The sequence below is a fragment of the Halomonas bluephagenesis genome (genome assembly GCF_054790765.1).
In genome coordinates this window covers 232,465-252,378 of sequence record NZ_CP133631.1, presented here as the reverse complement: position 1 = coordinate 252,378, position 19,914 = coordinate 232,465, and the positions used below count along the sequence as shown (strand labels likewise).

The following is a 19,914-nucleotide window of genomic DNA, read 5'->3' as shown; positions in this document are numbered from 1 at the left end:
TTATTATTAACTAACCGTGCTTTTGGCCAACGCGACTTTAGAGCTGGGCTTGCGGCCGAGTTGCCGAGTGATCCAGACGCCAGTATCAATGACTGCCTGGAGGTCTATGCCCGTGTTAATGCCCAGCCCCTCCAGCAGGTAAAGTACGTCTTCGGTTGCCACATTGCCGGATGCACCTTTGGCATAGGGGCAGCCACCAAGTCCTGCAGTCGCTGCGTCAATCACGCTCACGCCTTCTTCCATTACGGCATACAAGTTAGCTAGCGCCATGCCATAGGTATCGTGGAAATGAGCAGCTAAATGCTCGATGGGCACCTGCTGGCGGGCAGCCTCAATCATCCGCTTAGCGGCTAGCGGCGTGCCGACACCGATGGTGTCACCTAGGGAGATTTCATAGCAGCCCATCTCATACAGTGCTTTTGCTACCTCGGCGACTTTTTGCGGCGAAATGTCCCCTTCATAGGGGCAGCCCAGTACGCAGGACACATAGCCACGCACCCGCACACCTGCTTCATTGGCTCGCGCAAGCACTGGCTCAAAGCGCGTCAGCGACTCAGCAATCGAGCAGTTGATGTTTTTCTGAGAAAACGCCTCAGAAGCGGCGCCAAATACCGCTACTTCTTCACCGCCGGCTGCCAGTGCTCCTTCCAAGCCTTTCAGGTTAGGCGTTAACGCCGAATAAACCACGCCGGGTTTGCGGGCAATACCGCGCATTACCTCGCTGGCATCACCCATTTGTGGTACCCATTTTGGCGAGACAAAGCTGGCGGCCTCAATATGGGTCAGGCCAGCATTCGCCAGCCGTTCGATCAGTTCGATTTTGGTGGCGGTGGGCACCAGGGTGCCCGGTTCGTTTTGAAGGCCATCGCGGGGGGCCATTTCAAACAGTTTAATAGACGTAGGCAGCGCCATCGGTTAGCTCCTATTCGCTGGGGGCAAAGTCGAGTAGCACGTCACCTTGACTCACGGTATCGCCCGACTGGAAGTGGAACGTCTCCACGCTACCATAGGCAGGGGCCGTCATAGTGTGCTCCATCTTCATCGCCTCCATGACCATCAACGGCATGCCTTTTTCTACCGCCGCGCCAGGGGCTACCAGTAGTGCTACCACGGTGCCATTCATGGGGGCAGTCAGCGTTGATTCCGCTTCATGGTGACCGTGGTCAATGGCATCGATGCGTCGCCAGAAGAGGCGTGTTTCGCCACTGGGTTCAGCCATCACCACGATATGGCCATCGCGGCGTGCCTGTAGACGGCGGCGATGGCCGTTTAGCGTGACGGCCACGGCGTCGCCTGTCAGCGGTTGTAGGCTAGCGGTCAGCGTTTGATCACCGATGGTCAGATTCCAAAGTGATTCGCCGCTTTCGCGCTTACCTTCAACAATCACCACCGCTTCATCGCTGTCGGCTGCCTGGGCACTTGCCGGGTCACACAGCGCAATACGAATCGTATGTGGTGCATTCAAGCGGAAGCCGTCGTGGCGATCCCATGGGGAGTCGCTTTCGCATTCTTGAGCCAGTTGGTTCAGGCCGATAAGCGCGGCGCTGGCATAGGCTTCGGTAGAGTAGCTGCGCGGAGCAAACAGGGTGGCTTCATTGCGTTCGATAAAACGCGTGTCGAGCTCGACGTTTTTAAAACCAGGGTGATTTGCCAAGCGTTGTAGGAAGGCGCGGTTAGTCACCACGCCCTGCACATCCAGCGCCGCCAGGGCGCGGTTGAGAGTGGCTAGCGCCGCATCCCGGTCAGCGCCGTGAACAATCAGTTTGGCCAGCATAGGGTCGTAGTGCATGGAAACCACATCGCCGCTTTCTACGCCGCTGTCTAAACGTACCCGATCGCTATCTAAGTCAGCACCTTCTAAATCTAATGCGAAGCGAGTCAATAAGCCGGTAGCCGGCAGGAAGTCTTGTTCTGGGTCTTCGGCATACAGGCGTGCTTCAAAGCTATGGCCGGTAATGGTTAGCTCGTCTTGCGTGCAGGGGAGTGGTTCGCCCATCGCAACGCGCACCTGCCATTCGACTAAATCCTGGCCGGTAATCATTTCAGTGACGGGGTGCTCAACCTGTAGGCGTGTGTTCATCTCCATAAAGTAGAACGAGCCGTCGGCGTCGAGCAGGAACTCCACGGTACCTGCACCCACATAGCCAATTTCTTTTGCCGCGCGAACGGCGGCGTCGCCCATCGCACTGCGCAGTTCTGGCGTCATGCCGGGAGCGGGGGCTTCTTCAATGACTTTTTGATGGCGGCGCTGAACGCTGCAATCCCGCTCGAATAAGTACACGCCATTGCCGTAGCGGTCGCAGAATACCTGTACTTCGACGTGACGAGGCTGCACCAAGTATTTCTCTATTAACATGCGGTCGTCGCCGAATGCGGCTTTGGATTCACGTCGGCAGCCATCAAGCGCTGCTTGAAAACCTTCGGCGCTTTCAACTACGCGCATGCCTTTACCACCGCCACCAGCGCTGGCTTTCAACATCACCGGATAACCGATTTTGTCGGCTTCGCTGCGCAGCAGCGCATCATCCTGATCGTCGCCATGATAGCCAGGTACCAGCGGCACGCCCGCATTGGCCATACGGGCTTTTGCGGCAGATTTGTCGCCCATCGCGGCAATTGCCGACGCTGGGGGGCCTACAAAGATGATGCCCGCTTGCTCAAGGGCTTTAACAAACCCACCGTTTTCTGAAAGAAAGCCGTAGCCGGGGTGAATGGCGCCAGTGCCGGTGCGCTTGGCTGCATCGATAACCGCATCGACATTAAGGTAACTTTCGCGGGCGGCAGCGGGGCCTAAACGCACTGCTTCATCGGCCTCGCGCACATGACGAGCCGTAGCATCGGCGTCTGAATAAACGGCAACCGTTTTCAGCCCCATACGTCGGGCGGTGCGCATCACGCGACAGGCAATTTCACCGCGGTTGGCCACTAACAACGTGTCGAATTTAGTAAGGTCAAGCGTCATGAGCGTGGCTCCGCAGCAGTGTTGGGTTCTTGAAGGCCAGACGGTTGCGTCCAGGCAGGGCGGCGCTTTTCAAAAAAGCTAGCTAAGCCCTCTTGACCCTCTTGGCTCACCCGCAGTTTGGAGATCACTTGGCAGGTGTGTTCTCGGGTGGCGTCACTGTCGGGTGCCTGAGCCACGCTTGCCAGCAGTGCTTTGGTTGCCCGTTGGGCTTGGGGAGAGCCACCCAGAAGGGTGTCGAGCATAGCGTCTACGGCGCCATCCAAGGCATCGTGTTCAACGACTTGGTGGGCTAAACCGAGTGCCATCGCTGTCGGTGCATCCATCACTTCAGCAGTGAGTGCATAACGACGCATTTGGCGCTCGCCAAGCGCGCGCTGCACATAGGGGCTAATCACCGCAGGCGATAAGCCAATTTTCACTTCCGACAGGCAAAATTTAGCTTTATCTGAAGCGATCACCAGGTCGCAACAGGCGGCAAGACCCACCGCGCCGCCAAAGGCGGCCCCCTGCACACGGCAAACCGTGGGGCAGGGCAAGGTATCTAGCCCATACATTAGTGCTGAGAGCTTACGAGAGTCCGCTAAGTTATTTTCCAGGTCGTAATCGACCATGCGCTTCATCCAGTTAAGGTCAGCGCCTGCAGAGAAGCTTTTACCTTCGGAGCCAAGTACCACTACCCGAACGTCGCCGGCGTTGGCTAGCGCATGCAATTCGTCTAGATGGGCGTTCAGTTCAGCGATCAGGCTGTCGTCAAAGGCGTTATGCACCTCTGGGCGGTTTAAAGTCAGGCGCGCCACGCCCTTTTCGATCAATAGCGTTGAGTAAGCCATAGTGTTCGCCCTTACATCCGGAACACGCCGAAGCGCGTCTCTTCTACTTCAGCATTCATGGCAGCGGCTAGAGAAAGCCCTAGTACATCGCGGGTCTGAAGTGGATCAATCACGCCATCGTCCCATAAGCGGGCGCTGGCATAGTAAGGATGGCCCTGGTGCTCATACTGATCACGGGTGGGCTGTTTGAAAGCCTCTTCTTCCTCTTTGGTCCACTCTCGGCCATCGCGATCGTACTGTTCACGTTTGACCTGAGAAAGTACCCCCGCCGCCTGCTCGCCACCCATGACTGAAATACGTGCATTGGGCCACATAAACAGCAGGTTAGGGTCATAGGCGCGGCCACACATACCGTAGTTGCCCGCGCCGAAGCTGCCGCCAATCAGAACGGTAAATTTTGGTACTTTGGCACATGCCACGGCGGTCACTAGCTTAGCGCCGTGCTTAGCGATGCCTTCATGCTCGTACTTGGAGCCGACCATGAAACCGGTGATATTTTGCAGGAACACCAACGGGATCTTGCGCTGGGCGCATAGCTCGATAAAGTGCGCACCTTTTACCGCGCTCTCTGAAAACAGCACGCCGTTGTTCGCCACAATACCAACCGGATAGCCGTGGATGTGCGCAAAGCCAGTGACCAAGGTGTCGCCGTAGTAACGTTTGAACTCATCAAAGTCAGAGCTATCGACAATCCGTCCAATCACTTCGCGAACATCGTAAGGTTTTTTAAGATCGGTGCCGACAATGCCGTAAAGTTCGCTGGGGTCGAGTTTGGGTGGCTTGGGTGCTTGCATGGCTAATTTGCCACGCTTTTGCCAATTTAAACGGGATACGCAAGCGCGCGCCAACTGCAGGGCGTGAGCATCGTTTTCAGCGTAGTGATCGGCCACGCCGCTCACTTTGGCGTGAACATCCGCACCGCCCAGATCTTCTGCACTAATGTTTTCGCCTGTTGCCGCTTTCACCAGTGGCGGACCACCCAGGAAAATCGTGCCCTGTTCTTTAACGATGATTGATTCATCCGCCATAGCGGGTACATAAGCGCCGCCAGCCGTACAGGAACCCATGACAACCGCTATTTGCGGAATGCCCTCTGCCGACATTGTGGCTTGGTTATAGAAGATGCGCCCGAAGTGATCGCGATCGGGGAACACTTCATCCTGACGGGGCAGGAAAGCGCCGCCTGAATCGACTAAATAGATGCACGGTAAACGGTGCTTGCGGGCGATTTCTTGGGCGCGCAGGTGCTTTTTCACCGTTAGCGGGAAATAAGTGCCGCCTTTTACTGTGGCATCGTTGGCCACAATCACGCACTCAACGCCAGATACCCGGCCAATGCCTGTCACCACGCCTGCCGCAGGTACGTCGCTATCGTAAACGTGATGGGCTGCCAGTGCGGAAAACTCTAAAAATGGCGAACCTTCGTCAATTAAGTGATCGATACGGTCACGCACAAAGAGCTTGCCGCGGCTCTCGTGGCGTTCACGGGCCTTGGGGCCGCCGCCTTGGGCGACGGCAGCGGTCAATTCTCGTAGCTTGGAAACTTCCCCCAGCATGGATGCGGCGTTGGTTTGAAAGACATCGCTGCGGGGATTGATCTGTGTAGAGAGTGTGCTCATGGCGCGGCCCTTACTTTGTTTCGGTGAAGAGTTCGCGGCCAATCAGCATCCGGCGAATTTCGCTGGTGCCCGCGCCAATTTCATACAGTTTGGCATCGCGCAGAAGGCGACCAGTGGGGTACTCGTTGATATAGCCGTTGCCGCCGAGCAGTTGAATGGCATCTAGGGCAACTTGGGTGGCTTTCTCTGCGCAGTAAAGAATCACGCCCGCTGCGTCTTTACGAGAGGTTTGGCCGCGGTCGCAGGCCCCGGCAACGGCGTATAAGTAGGCGCGGCAAGCGTTCAGCGTGGTGTACATATCCGCCACTTTACCTTGAACCAACTGGAACTCGCCGATCGATTGGTTGAACTGCTTACGCTCATGAATGTAGGGCAGCACGACGTCCATGGCGGCCTGCATAATGCCGATAGGGCCAGCAGCCAGAACGGTGCGCTCATAATCCAGACCGCTCATGAGAACGCGAACCCCTTTACCGACCTCACCCAGTACGTTTTCAACCGGTACTTTGCAGTCTTGGAAAACCAGTTCGCAGGTGTTGGAGCCGCGCATGCCAAGCTTGTCGAGCTTCTGTGCAGTCGAGAAGCCAGGCATGCCTTTTTCAATAATGAAGGCGGTAATGCCTTTGGAGCCTGCTTCCGGATCAGTTTTGGCGTACACCACCAGTACATCGGCGTCAGGACCGTTGGTGATCCACATCTTATTGCCGTTAAGGATGTAATGATCACCATCCAGCTTGGCACGCAGCTGCATTGACACAACGTCAGAACCCGCTCCTGGCTCTGACATTGCCAGTGCGCCTATGTGGTCGCCGCTGATCAGCTTAGGCAGGTATTTCTCTTTTTGTTCAGCGCTGGCGTTAATCTTAAGCTGATTGACGCACAGGTTTGAGTGCGCACCATAGGAGAGTGCGACGGAAGCGCTTGCCCGGGAAATTTCTTCCATTGCAATGCAGTGGGCCAAGTAGCCCATACCACTACCGCCATCTTCTTCAGAAACGGTAATCCCCAACAGACCCATGTCGCCAAATTTCTTCCATAGATCGTTAGGGAATTCGTTGTTGCGGTCGATTTCAGCGGCACGCGGAGCAATTTCGCTAGCGGCAAAGGCATTGACCTGCTCGCGCAGCATGTTCAGTTCATCGTCGAGGCCGAAATTGAGTTCTGAATAGTGTGAAAACATGGTCAATCACCTTGTCATTGTTAAAGGGAGCTTTTCGTCGTTAAAGAAGGTTTTTCATTGAGTTCTTCAAGAGCCTGGCGGCAGCGAATTTCAGCGCTCTCAAGCTCTAGCTGCACCATCGTGATGTCTTTCATTTGTTGTTCTAGAGCCGATTTACGCTCGCTGATTTTGCTTAACATCAAATGCAACTGCTTTTCGCTGCCGCTACGGGTCTCATCCCACAGCTCAAATAGTTCGCGAATTTCTGCTAAGGAAAACCCAAGTCGTTTACCACGTAGCGTTAATTTCAGGCGCACGCGATCTTTGCTGCTGTAGATGCGTGTTTGGCCACGGCGAGCAGGGTGGAGTAACTCCTGGTCTTCATAAAAACGGATGCTTCGAGTGGTAACGTCAAACTCGCTGGCCAATTCGCTGATCGTGTAGGTTTTGCTCATGATCATTGTTCTCGTCGATAGGGGAATGTCCCTATGGAACACTGACCATGAGGCTAAAACAAGTTTACGTTAACGTAAAGCAGTAGTTGTGCTTTTGTGATTTGCTTTGTTTTTTGGTAAATATATGAAAAATAAGCATTTAGTTTGTTAATGTGAGGAAACGTTAAAGAAGCGTAGACCAAAGTTGTAATTGTAATACCCTACAAGTGATTGCTAGTTTGCACCTACACCTTACGTTCAGGTAAGGGTGTGTTGCCGGCTAACGAGTTTCACTTGATGAAGCGGTTGGTGAAACGTCAGCACCAAACACCCGGATACAAGAACACCCGAACACAAGAACAAAAAGAGGTTTACCACTCCATGCGTGCAGATGATGTTCTCAGTGGGCCAGTGCTCGAAACCCGAGGGCTGACCAAAGAGTTTCGCGGCTTTACCGCCGTGGATAACGTTAATCTTCAAGTTCAGGAAGGGCATATTCACGCCCTGATTGGCCCTAACGGTGCTGGAAAGACCACCGTTTTTAATCTGCTAACCAAGTTCTTGCCGCCCACCCGTGGAGAAATCCTTTATCGCGGTAAGCCCATTACCAGCAAAAAATCCAATGAAATTGCGCAGCTGGGTCTTGTGCGGTCATTTCAAATTTCAGCGGTGTTTGCCCATATGACGGCGCTGGAAAACGTGCGGGTAGCGCTGCAGCGTCAATTAGGCACATCGTTTCACTTCTGGAAATCAGAGAAGACGCTGGATCACCTTAATGAGCGTGCGCTAGAGCTACTTGATGAAGTTGGCCTGCGTGAATACGCCGATACGTTAACGGTAGAGATGCCTTATGGCCGTAAGCGCGCGCTCGAAGTCGCCACCACATTGGCGCTTGACCCTACGATGATGCTGTTAGATGAGCCGACTCAGGGGATGGGGGCAGAGGATGTTGACCGCATCGTGGCACTGATCAAGCGCGTCTCGAAAGGGCGCACAGTATTGATGGTGGAGCACAACTTGAGCGTGGTCAGCAGGCTTTGTGACCGCATTACGGTGTTGGCGCGCGGGGCGGTGTTGGCCGAAGGTGACTACGACGAGGTTTCCCGCAACCCGTTGGTGCGTGAGGCTTATATGGGCAGTGAAGCTGCTGAAGAGGAGGCTGCCGTATGAATACCGCTGAAGCCTATGAAACCAATGAGTTAGCCGATTCTCAAACACTAGAAATGCTGAGAGTGCAAGACCTGCACGCTTTCTATGGCGAGTCGCATATTCTTCACGGCGTGAATTTTGATGTTAAGCGTGGTGAGTTGGTCACGCTGCTGGGCCGCAACGGCGCGGGACGTAGTACTACCCTGAAATCCATTATGAATATGGTGGGGCGTCGTACTGGCTCGATTGTGATTAATGGCAACGAAACGCTGAATATGAAGGCACACCATATTCCAAGGCTTGGTATTGGTTACTGCCCTGAAGAGCGTGGCATTTTTGCAAGCCTGGATGTGCACGAAAATTTATTACTTCCGCCTACCGTTCGCTCTGGCGGAATGAGCCTAGATGAAATCTACGGCATGTTTCCGAACCTGTACGAACGTCGCAAAAGCCAAGGTACGCGGCTTTCCGGCGGTGAGCAGCAGATGTTGGCCATGGCGCGCATTTTACGCACCGGTGCGCGGCTTTTGCTACTCGATGAAATTACCGAAGGCTTAGCCCCCGTTATTGTGCAAAAACTTGGTGAAGTGCTTATTCAACTTAAAGAACGGGGTATGACCATTGTTCTGGTGGAGCAGAACTTTCGTTTTGCAGCGCCGCTGGCAGATCGTCATTTTGTAATGGATCACGGCCAGATTGTTGAAGAGATTAGCGCAGAACAGCTTCCGTCACGTCGAGATCATCTCAACACTATGCTGGGGGTATAACGCCGATCCAAAATAATAAAGCTGGATGAGTAACACGCGCAGTACCAAAACATTAAACGCTCAATAAGCACCTCATTAGAACGTCGTAACACAACAACAAAGGCCCCGAGGGCCAGGAGACGAACATGACCTTCATGAAAAAAACGCTGACCGCCAGTATCGCCGTTGCCGCCGCTTCTACTATGGCAATCTCTACCGCTCACGCTGAAATCAGCGATGGCGAAGTCCGTATTGGTTATTTGGCTGACATGTCAGGTACTTACCGTGACCTCGCTGGCCCAGGCGGCCAAACAGCAATGGAAATGGCTGTGGCTGATTTTGGCGGCAGTGTTAATGGCTCACCCATCGTTATTTTTAGTGCTGATGATCGTAATAGTGCCGACGTCGGTGCTAACACGGTACGTGAGTGGATCGACCAGCGTAACGTCGACATGGTAGGTGGCCTAGTGGCGTCCTCGGTGTCTATCGCAGTGACTAAAGTACTCGAAGAAAACAATGGCCTGGGCATCGTGTCGGGGTCTGCGGCATCAAGCATTACCAATGAACATTGCACTCCCAACCACATTCACTGGGTTTACGATACTTACCCACTGGCGAACGGTACTGCAAAAGCGGTAGTAGAGCAGGGCGGCGACAGCTGGTTCTTATTAACCGCTGACTATGCTTTCGGCCATGCGCTGGAATCTGACGTGACCAATGTTGTTGAAGCCAATGGCGGCGAAATTGTCGGTGGCGTGCGTCACCCGTTCCCGACGAGCGATTTCTCCTCATACATCCTTCAGGCTCAAGGGTCTGGCGCGAAGATTGTAGGCTTGGCGAACGCCGGTGCCGACACTGTTAACGCGATCACCACGGCTAGCCAGTTCGGGCTCACGCAGAGCGGCCAGCAGCTAGCAGGTCTGTTGATTTTCCTAAACGATGTACACGCGCTGGGGTTGGAGTCCACCCAAGGTCTGCTGTTAACCACTGGCTGGGATTGGGATATGGATGAAGATTCTCGTGAATGGTCAGAGCGCTACTTTGAAGAAGTTGGCCGTATGCCCACCATGGTTCAAGCGGGTATCTACTCAAGCACCATGCACTACCTGAAAGCCGTAGAAGCAGCCGGAACCGATGACCCTGAAGTTGTTCGCGCCCAGATGGCTGAGATGCCCATTGAGGACTTCTTTGCGCGTAACGGCTCTATTCGTGAAGATGGCCGTATGATTCACGACATGTATCTTGCCCAAGTGAAAACGCCGGAAGAGTCTACCGGTGAGTGGGATCTGTATGAAATCCTCAGCACCATTCCTGCCGATGAAGCCTACCGTCCGCTCTCTGAAAGTCAGTGCAAACTGGTTCAAAACTAAGTCGAATAACAACCGCAAGTGACGTTAGAACTGGTTGGTGGCAACTTGCCACCAACCGCTTGACGGCGAGGAGAGTCATACAATGACGATGATATTCGGCGTGCCATTGGCCGTTTTCATGGGCCAGCTAACGCTTGGGCTTGTGAATGGAGCTTTTTACGCACTGCTTAGTTTGGGCCTGGCGGTCATCTTCGGCCTACTGAAGATCGTCAACTTTGCCCATGGGGCGCAATACATGCTGGGAGCCTTCGCCGCACTGCTAGGCTTTCGCTATTTAGGTATCAATTATTGGTTGGCGCTGTTTCTGGTGCCGCTGGTAGTCGGTGGCTTTGGCATGCTGATGGAGCGCTTTTTGCTGCGTCGCATTGCCCATTTAGACCATCTCTATGGGTTGCTGCTTACCTTCGGGTTGGCGCTAATTTTTGAAGGCACGCTGGTTAATTTCTTTGGTGTTTCTGGCGCGCGATACTCGACCCCAGAAGCGCTTCAAGGCGGCCTGAACCTAGGCTTCATGTTCCTGCCTACCTACCGCGCTTGGGTGCTGGTAGCGGCATTGGCCATGTGTCTATTTACGTGGTTTATGATTGAGCGCACCCGGTTGGGCGCTTATCTGCGAGCGGGAACTGAGAACTCCCAACTGATGCAAGCGTTTGGGGTGAACGTGCCGCTGTTAATTACCCTTACTTACGGGTTTGGCGTAGCGTTAGCCGCTTTTGCCGGCGTGTTGGCAGCACCGCTATATCCTGTTTCACCTACCATGGGGTCAAGCTTGTTGATTGTGGTGTTTGCTGTCGTAGTTATCGGTGGTATGGGGTCTATTCTAGGTGCGATTCTAACCGGCCTAGGCATGGGGATCATCGAAGGCTTAACTAAAGTGTATTACCCCGAAGCCTCCAATACCGTGATCTTCTTGGTGATGATATTGGTGCTCATGTTACGCCCCGCTGGGCTGTTCGGTAAGGAGGCATAACCATGGCAGACTCTCAAGCACTCAATGCACCATCAGCCGTACAAGAACGTCAGAAACGAGCCAGAATGCGTCGCAATATGTTCTATCTAGCACTCTTGGCCGTTGGGTTAGTCGCTCCTTTTTTGGCTTATCCCGTTTTCCTGATGAAAATTCTTTGCTTCGCGCTCTTTGCCTGCGCCTTTAATTTGCTGCTGGGCTATGCGGGGTTGCTTTCGTTCGGACACGCTGCATTTTTAGCTACTGGTGGCTATGTAACCGGCTATTTATTGGCAAGCTATCCAGGGCTAACACCGGAGATGGGTATTATCGCAGGTACTTTAATGGCAACCCTGTTGGGGGGGCTGTTTGGGGTGCTTTCGATCCGACGTCAGGGCATTTACTTTGCCATGGTGACGCTAGCGCTTGCCCAGCTGATGTTCTTCGTCTTCGTTCAGTCATCGTTTACCGGTGGTGAGGACGGCTTGCACGGCGTGCCACGTGGTGATCTGTTTGGGATGATCAGCCTGAACAGTAACTTGGCGATGTACTACTTTGTGTTTGCGGTATTTATCTTTGGCTTCGCAGTGATTCAGCGTACCGTGCATTCACCCTTTGGGCAGGTGCTCAAGGCGATTCGTGAAAATGAACCGCGCGCTATTTCGCTAGGCTATAACGTAGATGCTTATAAGCTGTTGGCTTTTGTACTCTCTGCCGCACTGGCGGGGTTGGCGGGTTCTACCAAAACCGTGGTGTTTCAGCTGGCGTCGTTAACTGATGCGCACTGGCACATGTCGGGTGAAGTTATCTTAATGACGCTGCTGGGTGGGGTGGGCACATTGCTTGGGCCTCTCATGGGGGCGGGCATTGTTGTTAGCCTGCAGCACATTTTGGCACAGTCGCCGTTAGGCAACTGGGTAAGCGTCATTCTGGGAATTATCTTTGTTGTCTGCGTACTTAGCTTCCGCAGCGGCATTGTGGGCGAACTCGCCAAGATGTATCGCAAAAACTTCAAATAACCGATTCTTTCCGATGATTGGGTGCCCCAGGGCACCCTTTTTTGTGCCCAAGTCACGTCTCTACGCCAAAGGTAGTGGGGTAATCGGTTGCACGTGTCAGGGTAAGAATATAAGTTAACGTAAACGTCAACATTGCCAATAACGATAATAGCAAACGCCAGGCTGCTCAGTCTGATCACGGGCTGTTCAGCTATGCATGCTGCGGAGATTCGCCATGAATTTTGAGTTAAGTGAAGACCAGGTTGCTTTTTCCGATATGGCCCGGGCATTCGCCCAGAATGAGTTAGAACCCCACGCCGCGCAGTGGGATGCCGAATCCTTCTTTCCTGTCGATGTGATCCGCAAAGCGGGGGAGTTAGGTTTTTGCTCACTTTACGCGCCAGAACGCGTTGGCGGGCTTGGTCTTTCCCGTCTGGATGCCAGCATCATTTTTGAACAGCTTTCCATGGGTTGCACCTCAACCACCGCTTATCTCACCATTCATAACATGGTGACGTGGATGTTGGCCGACTTTGGCACGCCAGAAGCAGTGGAACAGTGGGGCGAAAAATTGGCCACCGGCGAGCTGCTAGGTTCTTACTGCTTAACCGAACCCAACTCAGGCTCTGATGCGGCCTCGCTCAAAACCACCGCTAAGCGCGATGGCGATGACTACTTACTCAACGGCAGCAAAATGTTTATTTCTGGCGCGGGCAGCACTGACTTCCTGGTGGTGATGGCACGCACCGGTGGTGAAGGTCCTGGCGGCGTTTCTGCCTTTGCGGTCGATGCCAAGTCAAGCGGCATTAGTTACGGCCGTAAGGAAGACAAAATGGGCTGGAACAGCCAGCCAACCCGCATGATTACCTTTGAAGATGTGCGCGTGCCCGCCAACCACTTGTTAGGCAATGAAGGCGACGGCTTCAAAATTGCCATGAAGGGTCTGGACGGAGGGCGTATCAACATTGCTACCTGCTCGATCGGCACCGCTCAGCAAGCGATCAATAAGGCCCGTGAATATATGCTGGAGCGTAAACAGTTCGGTAAGCGTTTGGCAGACTTCCAAGCGCTGCAGTTCCGTTTAGCAGATATGGTCACTGAGCTTGTGGCTGCCCGCCAGTTAGTGCGTATGCCAGCCACAAAGCTGGATGCGGGTCACCCCGATGCTACCGCCTACTGCGCCATGGCGAAGCGCTTTGCGACAGATGTCGGCTTCAAGGTGTGTGATGAGGCGCTTCAGCTCTATGGTGGCAACGGCTACATTAAGGAGTACCCGATGGAGCGCTATGTGCGTGACACCCGTGTACATCGCATTCTGGAAGGAACCAACGAAATCATGCGGCTGATCATTTCCCGCCGCGTGCTATCTGATGGTGCCTCTGAGCTGTAGCCAACCACAAGGACAATGGAATGAGTAGCGTACTGTTTGCTGAACACGCCACCCAAGATGGCCATGTTATTGGCGAGATCACGCTTAACGCCGAGCGTTCACTGAATGCCCTGACGTTGGAGATGATTGAAGAGATTCTGCCGCGCTTGACCGCGTGGCAAACCGACGAGCGAGTCGTTGCTGTTCTGTTGGATAGCGCTGGCGAAAAAGCGTTTTGCGCAGGGGGCGATGTCGTCAATTTGTATAAAGCGATCAAAGGAGACGGCGAGCCAGATTTCCCAGAGCGTTTTTTTGAACACGAGTACCGCCTGGACTACCTGCTGCACACCTATCCCAAGCCTGTTATTTGCTGGGGCAGCGGTATTGTAATGGGCGGAGGTATGGGGCTACTTAGCGGTAGCAGCCACCGAATCGTAACGGAAACCTCACGTCTGGCGATGCCAGAAGTAACGATTGGCCTTTACCCAGACGTTGGCGCTAGCTGGTTTTTAAACCGCCTGCCGAATGGCACCGGACGCTTTCTAGCCATGACCGGCAGCCAAATTAACGCGCCAGATGCTGTTCATCTGGGCCTTGCGGATCGCGCGATTGCTAGCCATTACCGCGCAGCTCTGGCTCAACAACTGATGGACGCAACCTGGGGTGAAGGAAATCAAACTGACGCGCATGGTGTGGTTAACAGTGTGCTGCGCGAATTTGAACAAGCCTCTCAAGAGGTATTTGCCGAGCTGGAATCGCCGGTTCACAAATCCGCCGCATTGATTCGTGAGCTAATGGATCACGACACGGTTGAGCAAGCCGTGGATGCCGTGCTGGCAGTGAGCAGCGACGACAAATGGTTCAGCAAAGCGCAGAAAACGCTTTCCCACGGTAGCCCTGTGTCAGTGAAGCTGATTGATGAGCAGCTAAAGCGCGCCAAGCATATGTCGTTGGCTGAGGTGTTTCAGTTTGAGCTGGCGCTTTCCGTGCAGTGCTGCCGTCATCAGGAATTCCCCGAAGGCGTGCGTGCGCTGTTGGTCGATAAAGATGGCCAGCCTGCGTGGAAATATCCAGATGTCGCGTCAGTCGAGCAAGCCTTTATCGATGAGTTGCTGGCTTCACCGTGGGAAAAGAGCCCCCTAGCAGATCTTCGCTAATCCATTTTTCAGTCAATATTTCTAATAAGGACAACAAAGATGACCACCGTCGCGTTTATCGGTTTAGGCAATATGGGCGGCCCCATGGCGGCCAACTTGGCGAAAGCGGGCTTTAACGTTCGCGCGTTCGACCTTTCTGATCAGGCCTTGGAAGCAGCGAAATCCCAAGGCTGTGAGATAGCGGCTTCTGCCAAGGCAGCAGCCACCGATGCAGATTTTATTATTTCCATGCTACCCGCAGGCAAGCACGTGCGTGGGCTTTATGTGGATGGCGACGAGCCGCTGTTTGATGTCATCAAAAAGAGCGCTTTGGTGATTGACTGCTCGACCATTGATGCGGATCCCGCCCGCAGCGTTGCTGCCGCTGGCGCTGAAAAAGGCGTTGGCTTTGTCGATGCGCCGGTGTCTGGCGGGGTAGGCGGAGCTCAAGCGGGCACGCTCACCTTCATTGTTGGCGGTAGCGCTGCACAGTTTGAACAGGCCAAGCCCGTCCTTGATGTGATGGGTAAGAATATCTTCCATGCCGGCGACCACGGCGCAGGGCAGGTGGCTAAAGTGTGCAACAACATGCTGCTTTCCATCCTGATGGCGGGCACTTGTGAAGCGATCAATATGGGCGTGAAAAACGGACTGGATCCTGCGGTGCTGTCCGAAATCATGAAACAAAGCTCTGGGGGCAACTGGGCGCTTAATGTTTACAACCCATATCCCGGCGTGATGGAAAATGCCCCCGCCTCGAAAGGCTATCAAGGCGGCTTCCAGGTAGACCTGATGATTAAAGACCTGGGCCTCGCTATGGATGTTAGCCAACAAAGCGCCTCACCGGTGCCTATGGGCTCCGCCGCACGCTCGCTATTCACCCTGCATAAAGCAGGTGGCAACGGCAAACTCGACTTCTCCAGCCTGCTGCAGTTTTATCAAGATAAGGAGTGAGGGTAAGGCGTGAATGGAAAGTGGTGAGGAGCAAGTGGTGGTGTAGCGCGTGGTAACGAGTTTTGCGAGGAACGAGCAATACGAGGCACCCAGGAGAGGGCGGCGAAGCCGCCCCAGCTATCCCACTAAAGCCCCAGTTTGTTTCCGACCTCAAGAGCGGGCAAACTCAAAGAAAATGCTCATACACGAGGACTGCCATGATTACGCTTTGGGGCCGCAATAACTCCACTAACGTCAAAAAAGTGCGTTGGTTACTTGAAGAGCTCGGATTGACGTTTGAGCAAATTCCGGCAGGGCTAGAACATGGGGTCAACAATACCCCCGCGTACTTGGCCATGAACCCCAATGGGCTGGTGCCGCTACTCAAAGACGACGCTACTGATAGCGTGTTATGGGAATCCAACACCATTATCCGCTACCTAGCAGCGCAGTATGGCCAAGGTAACTTATGGATAGATGACCCCGCCAAGCGCGCCCAGGCAGAGAAATGGATGGACTGGGCGAACAATACGCTTTCGCCCAGGCACCGCGTTATTTTGCAGGGATTCGTAAGAACACCGCCGGAAGAGCGCGATAATGCCGCTATTGATGCCGGAATACTAGCCTGCGAAAGGTTATTCGAGCTGCTAGATAACGTGCTGGAAAACCAAAGCCAATCATGGCTTTCCGGCGATGAATTTGGCCTCGGCGACATCGCCGTAGCGCCGTTTATCTATAACTTATGGAACATTGGGTTAACCTGGCAGCGGCGCCCCAATCTGGAGCGCTGGTACCAACAGCTTACAGAACGCCCCGCCTTTCAGAACGTAGTGATGATCCCTGTAACGTGATGTAGAAAGCGGCCCTTCCTGATGAAGAGAGGGCGCTCTAGCGCGCTACAATTTGCTAATCAGCAAAATACGCGGACTTTATCGTGCATTTATGCGATGGAGCATACGGGTTTCGTAGTGCGTGGTAAGCGAAGCGCACCCGCAATGGCAGCCCGGCGCAGCAGTATTTGGCTAGTCTGTAAGGGATAGCCTAAGAGCTGCGCTACCATCGCGGGTGCCTTATGGCTCGTCCCTCACCATGCGTTACCCGCGCTACAATTTGCCAAACGGCTCAATACGCGGATCTTATCGTGCATATACGCGATGGAGCATACGGGTTTCGTAGTGCGTGGTAAGCGAAGCGCACCCGCAATGGCAGCCCGGCGCAGCAGTGTTTGGCTAGTCTGTAAGGGACAGCCTAAGAGATGCGCTACCATCGCGGGTGCCTTATGGCTCGTCCCTCGCCATGCGTTACCCGCGCTACAATTTGCTAAAAGGCTCAATACATGGGCTTGATCGTGCATTTATGCGATGGAGCATACGGGTTTCGTAGTGCGTGGTAAGCGAAGCGCACCCGCAATGGCAGCCCGGCGCAGCAGTGTTTGGCTAGTCTGTAAGGGACAGCCTAAGAGCTGCGCTACCATCGCGGGTGCCTTATGGCTCGTCCCTCGCCAAGCGTTACCCGCGCTACAATTTGCTAAACGGCTCAATACACGGATCTTATCGGGCATATACGCGATGAAGCATACGGGTTTCGTAGTGCGTGGTAAGCGAAGCGCACCCGCAATGGCAGCCCGGCGCAGCGGTTGTAAGTGGAACAGCACAGCCCTGACAGCACAGTAAATAAGGACAATTTATATTGTGGGAGGGCGCTTTAGCGCGCGATGATTCAGCCACTAAATGTTCCCTAAAACTTCGCCTCCAATTTAGCCAATTCGCTATCAAGCTCCTTCAACAACCCACACGGCAACCCATGGCGCTCGGCGCTATCAATCAACGGCCCTAAAATCGCCCCGCGCTCGGTGGTGCGTCTGGCCTCAACATCCTGCAACATCGAGGCCTTATTGTTAGCGGTGTTCTCCACCACCTGCCACACAAGCGCCAACCACGCGTCTTCACCTTCGCCACCATTCGGTGGTGCAATGTTTTCCTGCTTTAAAATCGCCGCGACTTCCTTTACCACCGCTGCCAAACGGACTGCATAAGCATCACCGCGCAGCTCACCATTGCGCACGCCATTGAGCGCCACCAATGGGTTGATCGCCGCATTAACCGCCAGCTTTTGCCACAGGCGTTGGCGAATATCGTCTACCGGCGTGGCGGTAAAGCCTGCCTCACCTAACGTCTGCGCCAGTGTTTTTGCTAGCGCAGCGCGTTGATTGTTGAGATCACCAATAAACGTCGGCCCGCGCCCGGCGTGAACCACGCCATCACTGCCGGTTAAGTAAGCGCCTTGAGTCGTGGTCGCACACAGCACTGGCCCTGGCCACCTATCAGTCAGCCGTGGCTGTGCCAAAAAACCGTTCTGCCACAGCACCAGCGGGGTCGTGGGCGCAACCACATCGGCAATGCTGGCAAGCGCCGCCTCGGCGGCCATGGCTTTGGTGGTGATATGCACAAACCCAGGCACAGGCAGTGAGTGAGAGGCTAGCTCCGCAACCGTAACGCTCGCTAGCCGCTGAGTTCGTTCTTCACCTTCAGGGGTGGTCAGGCGTTGCTGTTCAGGCAATGCACGTCGGCCAATCAAGGTGATGTCAGTAATGGGTGAAAGCGAATGCGCCAACAGGCGACCAATGGCCCCAGGGCCAAGTATCCAATGGGAAGTCATCGTTGATTTTTAGCCATCAGTAGCGGTGTTATCGCCAAGCTTACCGTGTTCAGCATAAGGAAATGAAGGTGAGATGAAGTGCCGCAAGCTACTCGGTTAATTTTTAATGATGATGCACATGATTAGCTGCCTGTCTCATCTAGCTAGGTGAATGATCGATGTGCTCGGAAGGTGGATTTGCATCGCCTCAAAAGTTAACTATATTTTGTATTTGTGGAGTTTTTCTGGGGTAAAGAATTAACGAAAATAGCTTGGGTGGAAGGCTGATTGCTCGAGCCTGCTTTGGGCTATCGGCCTTTAATCAGACGCTCGATTTAAGCGTCTTTTCATAAGGGCGTTGTGCTGGCGATTTACACGCTCTAAAGGAGTAATTCATGCGTAGGTATTACAGAGGGGGCGTTGCCATCGTGATTGGTGCGATGGTAATGGCCAATGCAGCATGGGCGTGTTCTAGGTACTTATGGAATGACAACGAGCAGGGCATTTATGTTGCCCGCACAATGGACTGGCCCGAATCGACAGATCCGGTTATTACTGTCTTCCCCCGTGGCATGGAGCGAAATGGGGGCATGCTGGGCGCGGAAGTCGTCGTGGAGGAGAACGCAGCAACATGGACGTCGAAGTACGCCAGCATGGTCACCACGGTTTATGGCATCGGCGCTGCCGATGGATTCAACGAAAAGGGGCTGGCGTTCCACATGCTCTATCTCACGGCCACCGACTTTGGCCCGCGTGACCCTGGCAAACCAGGAATGCAGGCAGGTTTGTGGGGGCAATATGTGATCGACAACGCAGCCACTGTCGAAGAAGCACTCGACATACTCGAAGATGTACAAATTGTCATGGCGGAGGCGCGGGGTAGTAAGGCAACCGTACATTTGGCAATTGAAGATGCTACTGGGGATTCAGCGATCATTGAATATATCGATGGTGAATCCATGATTCACCACGGTAGAGAATTTAGAATCATGACCAATGATCCGCCTTACGATCAGCAATTGGCACTGCTGGAAGAATTAGACTTTTCAAACCCAAGCAGCGATACACCGCTGCCAGGGAACGTCAAGCCGACCGACCGTTTCCAGCGAATCGCCTACTATTCGTCGATGCTGCCGGAGCCACAGAACGAGCGCGAAGCTGTGGCAAGCGCACTTGCGATTGCCCGAAATGTATCGGTTCCGTTTGGCGCGCCGTATAAAGGTTTCGGTATTTATAACACCGAGTACCGCACCGTTATGAACCTCTCAGCGCTTAGGTACTACTTCGAGCTAACGACCAGCCCCAACGTAATATGGGCTGATCTCTCTGAGCTAGACCTAGACGAAGGTTCGCCGGTGCAAGTGCTCGATCCGAATAATATCGAACTTTCTGGCGACGTCAGCAGCGACTTCACAGTCGCCGAAAGATCTCCGTATTAAACAAGCCCGTAACGTGCCGATGCAGTTGACCGAGTTAGTTTGGTCCACTGCATCGGCTTTTTTTATATAAGTGATAGCAGCAGTGCAAGTGTGTTATCAGCCAATAGACTCTAGGCGTGGCAGAAAACCGTAATGCGCGGCTAATGACTAATGACGAGGCTGCGGTTTATCTGCTAGCGTTAGGGCT

At 53.9% G+C, this 19,914-nt stretch carries 17 protein-coding genes; 10 read left to right on the top strand and 7 right to left on the bottom strand.

The features are described from left to right. Positions 1-6 precede the first annotated feature (6 nt). Genes REH51_RS01195 through REH51_RS01170 form a run of 6 tightly spaced genes read right to left on the bottom strand, consistent with a single transcriptional unit; the run spans position 7 to position 7,025 of the window. A complete protein-coding gene (locus tag REH51_RS01195) occupies positions 7-912 on the bottom strand; it encodes a hydroxymethylglutaryl-CoA lyase (RefSeq protein WP_498936661.1) in 906 nt (301 codons plus the stop codon). A gap of 10 nt (positions 913-922) precedes the next feature. Then, positions 923-2,962, bottom strand: a complete 2,040-nt coding sequence (locus REH51_RS01190) for an acetyl/propionyl/methylcrotonyl-CoA carboxylase subunit alpha (protein WP_498936659.1) — start codon at positions 2,960-2,962, stop codon at positions 923-925. After that, positions 2,959-3,792: an enoyl-CoA hydratase/isomerase family protein gene (locus REH51_RS01185; RefSeq protein WP_009724562.1), complete on the bottom strand. Its 834-nt coding sequence runs from the start codon at positions 3,790-3,792 to the stop codon at positions 2,959-2,961. The genes REH51_RS01190 and REH51_RS01185 overlap by 4 nt, the downstream gene beginning before the upstream one ends. A gap of 11 nt (positions 3,793-3,803) precedes the next feature. Then, a complete protein-coding gene (locus tag REH51_RS01180; RefSeq protein WP_009724563.1) occupies positions 3,804-5,411 on the bottom strand; it encodes a carboxyl transferase domain-containing protein in 1,608 nt (535 codons plus the stop codon). 10 nt (positions 5,412-5,421) lie between these two features. Next, positions 5,422-6,591 (bottom strand): isovaleryl-CoA dehydrogenase, encoded by a 1,170-nt coding sequence (locus tag REH51_RS01175; protein ID WP_009724564.1) that lies wholly within the window; start codon positions 6,589-6,591, stop codon positions 5,422-5,424. Positions 6,592-6,611: 20 nt separating this feature from the next. Beyond that, on the bottom strand, positions 6,612-7,025 hold the full coding sequence (locus REH51_RS01170) for a MerR family transcriptional regulator (protein WP_009724565.1): 414 nt from the start codon (positions 7,023-7,025) through the stop codon (positions 6,612-6,614). Positions 7,026-7,385: 360 nt separating this feature from the next. Here REH51_RS01170 and REH51_RS01165 point away from each other — a divergent pair, with 360 nt between their 5' ends. The 9 genes from REH51_RS01165 to REH51_RS01125 all read left to right on the top strand — a co-directional run bounded on the left by REH51_RS01165 (position 7,386) and on the right by REH51_RS01125 (position 16,502). Then, complete coding sequence (locus REH51_RS01165; protein ID WP_039869733.1) at positions 7,386-8,174, top strand: ABC transporter ATP-binding protein; 789 nt, start codon at positions 7,386-7,388, stop codon at positions 8,172-8,174. Continuing rightward, the gene (locus REH51_RS01160; protein ID WP_009724567.1) at positions 8,171-8,920 is read left to right on the top strand and encodes an ABC transporter ATP-binding protein; all 750 of its coding nucleotides are present in this window, start codon (positions 8,171-8,173) and stop codon (positions 8,918-8,920) included. The genes REH51_RS01165 and REH51_RS01160 overlap by 4 nt, the downstream gene beginning before the upstream one ends. A gap of 125 nt (positions 8,921-9,045) precedes the next feature. Further along, the gene (locus REH51_RS01155; RefSeq protein ID WP_498936657.1) at positions 9,046-10,269 is read left to right on the top strand and encodes an ABC transporter substrate-binding protein; all 1,224 of its coding nucleotides are present in this window, start codon (positions 9,046-9,048) and stop codon (positions 10,267-10,269) included. An 82-nt stretch (positions 10,270-10,351) separates the two neighbouring features. Then, positions 10,352-11,239, top strand: a complete 888-nt coding sequence (locus REH51_RS01150) for a branched-chain amino acid ABC transporter permease (RefSeq protein WP_009724569.1) — start codon at positions 10,352-10,354, stop codon at positions 11,237-11,239. Positions 11,240-11,241: 2 nt separating this feature from the next. Then, positions 11,242-12,234 (top strand): branched-chain amino acid ABC transporter permease, encoded by a 993-nt coding sequence (locus REH51_RS01145; RefSeq protein WP_009724570.1) that lies wholly within the window; start codon positions 11,242-11,244, stop codon positions 12,232-12,234. A 214-nt stretch (positions 12,235-12,448) separates the two neighbouring features. Continuing rightward, positions 12,449-13,603 (top strand): acyl-CoA dehydrogenase family protein, encoded by a 1,155-nt coding sequence (locus REH51_RS01140; RefSeq protein WP_498936655.1) that lies wholly within the window; start codon positions 12,449-12,451, stop codon positions 13,601-13,603. A 20-nt stretch (positions 13,604-13,623) separates the two neighbouring features. After that, positions 13,624-14,739, top strand: coding sequence for an enoyl-CoA hydratase/isomerase family protein (locus tag REH51_RS01135; RefSeq protein ID WP_009724572.1), 1,116 nt, complete (start codon positions 13,624-13,626; stop codon positions 14,737-14,739). Positions 14,740-14,763: 24 nt separating this feature from the next. Then, positions 14,764-15,672: a 3-hydroxyisobutyrate dehydrogenase gene (gene mmsB, locus REH51_RS01130; protein WP_498937693.1), complete on the top strand. Its 909-nt coding sequence runs from the start codon at positions 14,764-14,766 to the stop codon at positions 15,670-15,672. 197 nt (positions 15,673-15,869) lie between these two features. Beyond that, positions 15,870-16,502 carry a glutathione S-transferase family protein gene (locus REH51_RS01125; protein WP_009724574.1) on the top strand — a complete coding sequence of 211 codons (633 nt, stop codon included), beginning with the start codon at positions 15,870-15,872 and terminating at the stop codon, positions 16,500-16,502. Between the two features lie 886 nt (positions 16,503-17,388). On the opposite strand, the gene REH51_RS01120 is transcribed toward REH51_RS01125, so the two are convergent. After that, positions 17,389-18,309: a ketopantoate reductase family protein gene (locus REH51_RS01120; protein ID WP_009724575.1), complete on the bottom strand. Its 921-nt coding sequence runs from the start codon at positions 18,307-18,309 to the stop codon at positions 17,389-17,391. A gap of 374 nt (positions 18,310-18,683) precedes the next feature. Between REH51_RS01120 and REH51_RS01115 the strand changes: the two genes are divergently transcribed. Next, positions 18,684-19,727 carry a linear amide C-N hydrolase gene (locus REH51_RS01115; protein ID WP_009724576.1) on the top strand — a complete coding sequence of 348 codons (1,044 nt, stop codon included), beginning with the start codon at positions 18,684-18,686 and terminating at the stop codon, positions 19,725-19,727. Positions 19,728-19,914: the final 187 nt, after the last annotated feature.

Excerpts from the sequence above, each read along its gene's own strand:
- REH51_RS01135 (WP_009724572.1), top strand. The coding sequence starts at position 13,624 with ATGAGTAGCGTACTGTTTGCTGAACACGCCACCCAAGATGGCCATGTT.
- REH51_RS01115 (WP_009724576.1), top strand. The coding sequence starts at position 18,684 with ATGCGTAGGTATTACAGAGGGGGCGTTGCCATCGTGATTGGTGCGATG.
- REH51_RS01150 (WP_009724569.1), top strand. The coding sequence starts at position 10,352 with ATGACGATGATATTCGGCGTGCCATTGGCCGTTTTCATGGGCCAGCTA.
- REH51_RS01120 (WP_009724575.1), bottom strand. The coding sequence starts at position 18,309 with ATGACTTCCCATTGGATACTTGGCCCTGGGGCCATTGGTCGCCTGTTG.
- REH51_RS01190 (WP_498936659.1), bottom strand. The coding sequence starts at position 2,962 with ATGACGCTTGACCTTACTAAATTCGACACGTTGTTAGTGGCCAACCGC.
- REH51_RS01170 (WP_009724565.1), bottom strand. The coding sequence starts at position 7,025 with ATGAGCAAAACCTACACGATCAGCGAATTGGCCAGCGAGTTTGACGTT.
- REH51_RS01185 (WP_009724562.1), bottom strand. The coding sequence starts at position 3,792 with ATGGCTTACTCAACGCTATTGATCGAAAAGGGCGTGGCGCGCCTGACT.
- REH51_RS01125 (WP_009724574.1), top strand. The coding sequence starts at position 15,870 with ATGATTACGCTTTGGGGCCGCAATAACTCCACTAACGTCAAAAAAGTG.
- REH51_RS01165 (WP_039869733.1), top strand. The coding sequence starts at position 7,386 with ATGCGTGCAGATGATGTTCTCAGTGGGCCAGTGCTCGAAACCCGAGGG.
- REH51_RS01175 (WP_009724564.1), bottom strand. The coding sequence starts at position 6,591 with ATGTTTTCACACTATTCAGAACTCAATTTCGGCCTCGACGATGAACTG.
- REH51_RS01180 (WP_009724563.1), bottom strand. The coding sequence starts at position 5,411 with ATGAGCACACTCTCTACACAGATCAATCCCCGCAGCGATGTCTTTCAA.
- REH51_RS01160 (WP_009724567.1), top strand. The coding sequence starts at position 8,171 with ATGAATACCGCTGAAGCCTATGAAACCAATGAGTTAGCCGATTCTCAA.
- REH51_RS01195 (WP_498936661.1), bottom strand. The coding sequence starts at position 912 with ATGGCGCTGCCTACGTCTATTAAACTGTTTGAAATGGCCCCCCGCGAT.
- REH51_RS01155 (WP_498936657.1), top strand. The coding sequence starts at position 9,046 with ATGACCTTCATGAAAAAAACGCTGACCGCCAGTATCGCCGTTGCCGCC.
- REH51_RS01140 (WP_498936655.1), top strand. The coding sequence starts at position 12,449 with ATGAATTTTGAGTTAAGTGAAGACCAGGTTGCTTTTTCCGATATGGCC.
- REH51_RS01145 (WP_009724570.1), top strand. The coding sequence starts at position 11,242 with ATGGCAGACTCTCAAGCACTCAATGCACCATCAGCCGTACAAGAACGT.